Origin of the sequence: Actinoplanes sp. NPDC048791, from assembly GCF_040650095.1 — a bacterium.
Taxonomy (GTDB): domain Bacteria; phylum Actinomycetota; class Actinomycetes; order Mycobacteriales; family Micromonosporaceae; genus Actinoplanes.
Map to the genome: position 1 here is coordinate 1257 of NZ_JBEZGQ010001480.1, position 322 is coordinate 1578.

The 322-nt window shown below is 75.5% G+C and carries 1 protein-coding gene; it reads right to left on the reverse strand.

The window, feature by feature from the left end:
* Window positions 1–322: CopD family protein (locus AB0C29_RS47645; RefSeq protein WP_360834890.1), on the reverse strand; the 322-nt coding region annotated here is incomplete at both ends.

The window sequence follows — 322 nt, forward strand, 5'->3', positions numbered from 1 at the left end:
CAGGAGTCCGTACCGGGAGGTGCCGAGGGCCGGCCAGCTGCCCAGTCGCACCGCCGCGTTGGCCGTGCCGCTGACCGCCGTCGCCACGAAACAGGCCAGCGCCAGGCGGCTGTACCGGGAGGCGGTCTCGGCGAAACGGCGGTGGCGGCGTACCAGTAGCAGACCGGCCAGACCGCCCACCCAGAGCGACGCGGCCAGGATGTGCAGCGCCAGGCTGGTCACCGCGAGCTGATGGTCACCCGCCCCGGCGGAATGCCCGGTGAACGCCGGCGGCAGCAACGCCACCAGCGCCAGGCCGGCGGTGACCGCGGCCAGGCCGCGC